Source organism: Clavibacter lycopersici (assembly GCF_003576405.1).
GTDB lineage: Bacteria > Actinomycetota > Actinomycetes > Actinomycetales > Microbacteriaceae > Clavibacter > Clavibacter lycopersici.
The window spans coordinates 1-5730 of record NZ_QWGT01000182.1 but is presented as its reverse complement, the minus strand read 5'-3'; the positions used below and the strand labels follow the sequence as shown (position 1 = coordinate 5730).

The window sequence follows — 5730 nt, the reverse complement described above, 5'->3', positions numbered from 1 at the left end:
CGCCCCGCCACGCGGCCCCGGTCGCCGAGCAGGAACCGGCCGCACCCGCGGGGCGGACGTCCGCCCACGCCGCGGAAGCCGCGCCCGCCGAGCCGACGTCCACGGCACCCGCCGCATCCGCGCCGACGCCGCCCGAGGCCGACCGCGAGCCCGAGGAGGACGACTACGTCCCCGTCATCGGCCGCATCCCGATCCTGTCGCTCACGCCGCAGATCGAGGACGACCTCTGGCCCGCCAAGAGCTTCGTCCACGACGTGGTGCCGTTCGGCGCCACGATATTCCGCGAGGGCCACGACCTCATCGGGGCCGACGTCCTGCTCACCGACCCCGCAGGCGCCGAGACCTCCCACCGCATGTCCCTCGACGCCACGAAGCCCGGCCTCGACCGCTGGATCACGAGCGCCCAGCTCGGGACGCAGGGCGTCTGGACGTGGCGCGTCCGCGCGTGGTCCGACGACTTCGGCACGTGGCTGCACAACGCGGAGATCAAGGTCCCCGCCGGCCTCGACGTCGACGTGATGCTCGCCCTCGGCGCCGAGGCGCTCGAGCGCGCGGCCGCCGACGCCGACCGCGCCGGGGAAGACCGCGAACTCCTCCGGACCGCGCTCGCCGGGATCGCCGACGCGGACGCCGCGCCCGAGGCGCGCCTCGCCGCCGCCACGACCCCCGAGGTCCTCGCCGCGATCGACCGCCTCCCCCTCCGCAGCCTCGTCACGCTCTCCCCCGAGCGCACGATCGTGGTGGAGCGCGAGCGCGCGGCCGTCGGATCCTGGTACGAGTTCTTCCCCCGCTCCGAGGGCGCCGTCCAGCACGAGGACGGCTCGTGGACGAGCGGCACCTTCGCCACGGCAGCGGAGCGCCTGCCCGCGATCCGCGACATGGGCTTCGACGTCGTCTACATCCCGCCGGTGCACCCCATCGGCCGCACCAACCGCAAGGGCCCGAACAACACGCTCACGGCGGGGCCCCACGACCCGGGATCGCCCTACGGCATCGGCTCGGAGGACGGCGGACACGACTCGATCCACCCCGAGCTCGGCACGGCCGACGACTTCCGCGCGTTCGTCGAGGCGGTCGCCGACCACGGCATGGAGCTCGCGATCGACATCGCGCTGCAGGCCTCGCCCGACCACCCCTGGGTCACGACGCACCCGGAGCTCTTCACGACGCTGCCCGACGGCTCGATCGCGTACGCGGAGAACCCGCCGAAGAAGTACCAGGACATCTACCCCCTGAACTTCGACAACGACCCCGAAGGCTCGTACCGGGAGATGCTCCGCGTCATGCGCGTGTGGCTCCAGCTCGGCGTCAAGATCTTCCGCGTCGACAACCCGCACACCAAGCCGCTCGTGTTCTGGGAGCGCCTCATCCACCAGGTGATGCGCGACGAGCCCGACGCGATCTTCCTCAGCGAGGCGTTCACGCGCCCGGCGATGATGCGCACGCTCGCCAAGATCGGCTTCCAGCAGTCGTACACGTACTTCACCTGGCGGAACACGAAGAAGGAGCTCGAGGAGTACCTCACCGAGGTCAGCCACGAGACGAGCGACTACCTGCGCCCGAACTTCTTCGCGAACACGCACGACATCCTCACGCCCTACCTGCAGTTCGGCGGGCGTGCCGCGTACCGGATCCGCGCCGCCATCGCCGCGACCGCGTCGCCGTCCTGGGGCGTCTACTCCGGCTACGAGCTGATCGAGAACGTCGCGCGCCCCGGCGCCGAGGAGAACATCGACAACGAGAAGTACGAGTACAAGCCGCGCGACTGGGCCCGCCAGGAGGAGCTCGGCGGATCCATCGCGCCCGAGATCACGCGCCTCAACGAGATCCGCCGCCAGCACCCGGCGCTCCGCCAGCTGCGGAACCTCGACGTGCACTGGAGCGACGACGACTCGATCCTCGTCTACTCCAAGCACCTCGCGGCCGAGCACACCGGCACGGGCGAGGCCGACACGATCCTCGTCGTCGCGAACGTCGACCCGCACTCCGCACGCGAGACCCAGGTCCACCTGGACCCCACCCGCTGGGGCCTCGCCGAGGACGCCGTGTTCGAGGTCGAGGACCTCCTCACGGGCGACGTCTACACGTGGTCCACCTCCAACTTCGTCCGACTCGACGCGTTCACGCACCCCGTGCACGTGTTCCGGGTCCACCCGACCGCATCGAAGGGATGACGGACATGACCGACACCACACCCCAGCAGGACCCCCACGACGAGCTGCCCGGCGCCGACGTGGTCGTGCCCCCGGAAGCCCCGACCGACCCCGACCGGGGCGCCGACGTCGCCGTGCCCCCCGCCGACGAGAGCGCCGCCGTGGGCGCCGACGGCGGAGCACCCGCATCCGACCCGGTCCGCCTCCCCGAGGTGGCCGACCACGACCTGCGCGCCGTCGCCGAGGGCGTCCACTCCGGCCCGCACTCGGTCCTCGGCCAGCACCCGGTCGCGATCGACGGCGTCGGCGACGACCTGGTCGTCGTCCGCGCGCTCCGGCCCCTGGCGGACGCCGTGTCCGTGATCCTCTCCACCGGCGCCCGCGTCGCGCTCGCCCACGTGGGCCACGGCGTGTGGCAGGGCGCGCACGTACTGGGCCTCCAGGACTACCAGGTCGAGGCGCGCTACCCCGACGGCGGCACCTGGACGAGCGAGGACCCGTACCGCTTCCTCCCCACGGTCGGCGACCTCGACCTGTACCTCTTCGGCGAGGGCCGCCACGAGCGCCTCTGGGACGTCCTCGGCGCCCACCACCGCGAGCACTGGGGCGTCGCGCGCACCTACGTCGGCGTCTCGTTCTCCGTCTGGGCGCCGCACGCCCGGGCCGTCCGCGTCATCGGCGGCTTCAACGGCTGGGATGGCGTGCAGCACGCGATGCGCCGCCTCGACGGCAACGGCGTCTGGGAGCTCTTCGTGCCCGGCGTAGACCCCGGCGTCTCCTACAAGTTCGAGATCCTGACGCAGGCGGGGCAGTGGATCGAGAAGGCCGACCCCATGGCCCGCATGACCGAGGTCCCGCCGGCCACCGCCTCCCGCGTCGAGACCAGCGACTACGTCTGGGACGACGACGCCTGGCTCGAGGCCCGCGCCGCCCGCGACCCGCACGACTCCCCCATGAGCGTCTACGAGATGCACCTCGGATCCTGGCGGCCCGGCCTCGGCTACCGCGAGGTCGCCGGCGAGCTCGTCGCCTACCTCCAGGAGCTGCGCTACACGCACGTCGAGTTCCTGCCGCTCGCCGAGCACCCGTTCGGCGGATCCTGGGGCTACCAGGTCTCCGGCTACTACGCGCCCACGTCGCGCTTCGGCTCCCCGGACGACCTCAAGTACCTCATCGACGCGCTGCACCGCGCCGGCATCGGCGTCATCGTGGATTGGGTCCCCGCCCACTTCCCGAAGGACGCCTTCGCCCTCGCGCAGTTCGACGGCCAGCCGCTCTACGAGCACACCGACCCGCGCCGCGGCGAGCAGCAGGACTGGGGCACGCTCGTCTTCGACTTCGGCCACTCGCAGGTGCGCAACTTCCTCGTCGCCAACGCGCTGTACTGGTTCGAGGAGTTCCACATCGACGGCCTCCGTGTCGACGCCGTGGCCTCGATGCTCTACCTCGACTACTCCCGCGAGGAGGGCCAGTGGCTGCCGAACATCCACGGCGGCCGCGAGAACCTGGAGGCGATCAGCTTCCTGCAGGAGGTCAACGCCACCGCGTACCGCACCCACCCGGGCATCGTCATGATCGCCGAGGAGTCCACGAGCTTCCCCGGCGTCACGCGGCCCACGGGCGACGGCGGCCTCGGCTTCGGGCTCAAGTGGAACATGGGCTGGATGCACGACACGCTCGACTACACGGCCGTCGACCCGATGTACCGCGCGTACCACCACGGCCAGATCACGTTCTCCATGGTCTACGCGTACACGGAGAACTTCCTCCTGCCCATCAGCCACGACGAGGTCGTGCACGGCAAGGGCTCGCTCGTCGGGAAGATGCCGGGCGACCACTGGCAGAAGCTGGCCAACGTGCGCGCGTACCTCAGCTTCATGTGGTCGCACCCGGGCAAGCAGCTGCTCTTCATGGGCCAGGAGTTCGGGCAGCCGTCCGAGTGGAGCGAGGAGCGCGGGCTCGACTGGTGGATCCTCGACCAGCCCGTGCACCGCGCGCTCTTCGACCTCGTGGGCTCGCTCAACCGCACCTACATCGACACGCCCGCGCTCTGGGCGCTCGACAACGACCCGGCGGGCTTCGAGTGGATCGACGCGGGCGACGCCGAGCGCAACGTGCTCGCGTTCCTCCGCCGCGACCGCGAGGGCAACCAGGTCGCCGTCGTGCACAACTTCTCCGGGGCGCCCATCACGGGCTACCGGCTGGGGCTGCCGCAGGCGGGTGTGTGGGAGGAGATCCTCAACACGGACGCCGAGCAGTTCGGCGGATCCGGCGTCGGCAACCTCGGCGCCGTCCACGCGGGCGACGCGGGCTGGCACGGACGCCCCGCCTCCGCCGAGCTGACGCTGCCGCCGCTCGCCGGCCTCTGGCTGCGGTTGAAGCAGGATCCGGCGGACCTCCGCCCCGTCGAGGCGCCCGCGCACGCGGCCCCCGACGCGGACGAGTCGCGAGCCGACGGCACGCCGTTCGCCGAGGCGGACGCGGCGCCCGTGCTCCCGCAGTCGCCCGACGCGCAGCCGCCCGTCGAGGGGCTGTCCGCGACGGACGACGCCCCGGGCTCGGACGACGGCACCCCGCGGGTGCCCACCGTCTGACCGGACCGCGCACGACGACGGCGCCGCACCCCGGAAGGGGTGCGGCGCCGTCGTCGTCGTGCGGGATGCGCGTCAGTACAGCAAGCGGGTGAGGCGGCGGCGCGCGACCGCGACGCGGGCATCCTCGAGCCCGACGACCTCGAAGTGCTCGAGCAGGCGCTGGCGGACGGCCTCGCGGCCCTCGGCGTCGAGGCCGGGGAACAGCGTCAGGAGGCGGTCGAACGCGTCCTCGACGTGCCCGCCCGAGAGGTCGAGGTCGGCGACGAGCAGCTGCGCGTCCACGTCGTCGGCAGCCGACGCGGCGGCGCTGCGGATCCCGTCCGCCGCCTTCCCGTCGAGCCGGTGCAGCAGGCTCACCTGGGCGAGGCCGGCGACCGCGAGGGCGTCGCGCGGGTTCTGCGCGATCGCGGTGCGGTACTCGGCGGCGGCGGACGCGTAGTCGCCCTGCTCGATGAACGCGTACGCCTCCGCGTGGTGCGGCGGCAGCGGCTCCTCGACGGGCGCGGCGGGCTCGCCGGATCCGCCGGGGGCGACCGCGGTCCCCGTCACGCCGTTCTGCTGCGCCAGCTCCAGCACCTGCTGGATGACGTCGCGGACCTGGTCCTCGGGGATCACGCCGGCGAAGAGGCCGACCGGCCGACCGCCGATGAGCGCCGCGACCGTGGGCACCGTCTGCGCCTGGAACGCCTGGCCGAGCTGCGGGCTCTGGTCCACGTCGATGCGGACGAGGAGCACGCGTCCGCCCTGCTCGGTGACGACGCGCTCGAGCACGGGTGACAGCTCGCGGCTGGAGGCGAGCCCCGTGGAGACGAGCTCGACGATCACGGGCACCACGGCGGAGATGTCGAGGAACTGCGTGAAGGACGCGTCGTCGGCCGCCAGCACGAGGCCGGGGACGTCGACCGTCTGCGGCGTCCCCGCGGCACCGGCCGGGGCGGCGGGAGCACCCGGTGCCCCGGCCCCTGCCGCCGGCGCGCCCGCGG

At 72.8% G+C, this 5730-nt stretch carries 3 protein-coding genes; 2 read left to right on the top strand and 1 reads right to left on the bottom strand.

The features are described from left to right. A partial coding sequence (locus DZG00_RS11470) for a maltotransferase domain-containing protein (RefSeq protein ID WP_233550128.1) occupies positions 1-2174 on the top strand: 2174 nt, incomplete at its 5' end. Continuing rightward, positions 2171-4747, top strand: coding sequence for a 1,4-alpha-glucan branching protein GlgB (glgB, locus tag DZG00_RS11465; RefSeq protein ID WP_119382125.1), 2577 nt, complete (start codon positions 2171-2173; stop codon positions 4745-4747). The genes DZG00_RS11470 and glgB, both read left to right, overlap by 4 nt. A gap of 72 nt (positions 4748-4819) precedes the next feature. Here glgB and DZG00_RS11460 read toward each other — a convergent pair. Further along, the coding region (locus DZG00_RS11460; RefSeq protein ID WP_119455639.1) for a tetratricopeptide repeat protein at positions 4820-5730 on the bottom strand (911 nt) is incomplete at its 5' end.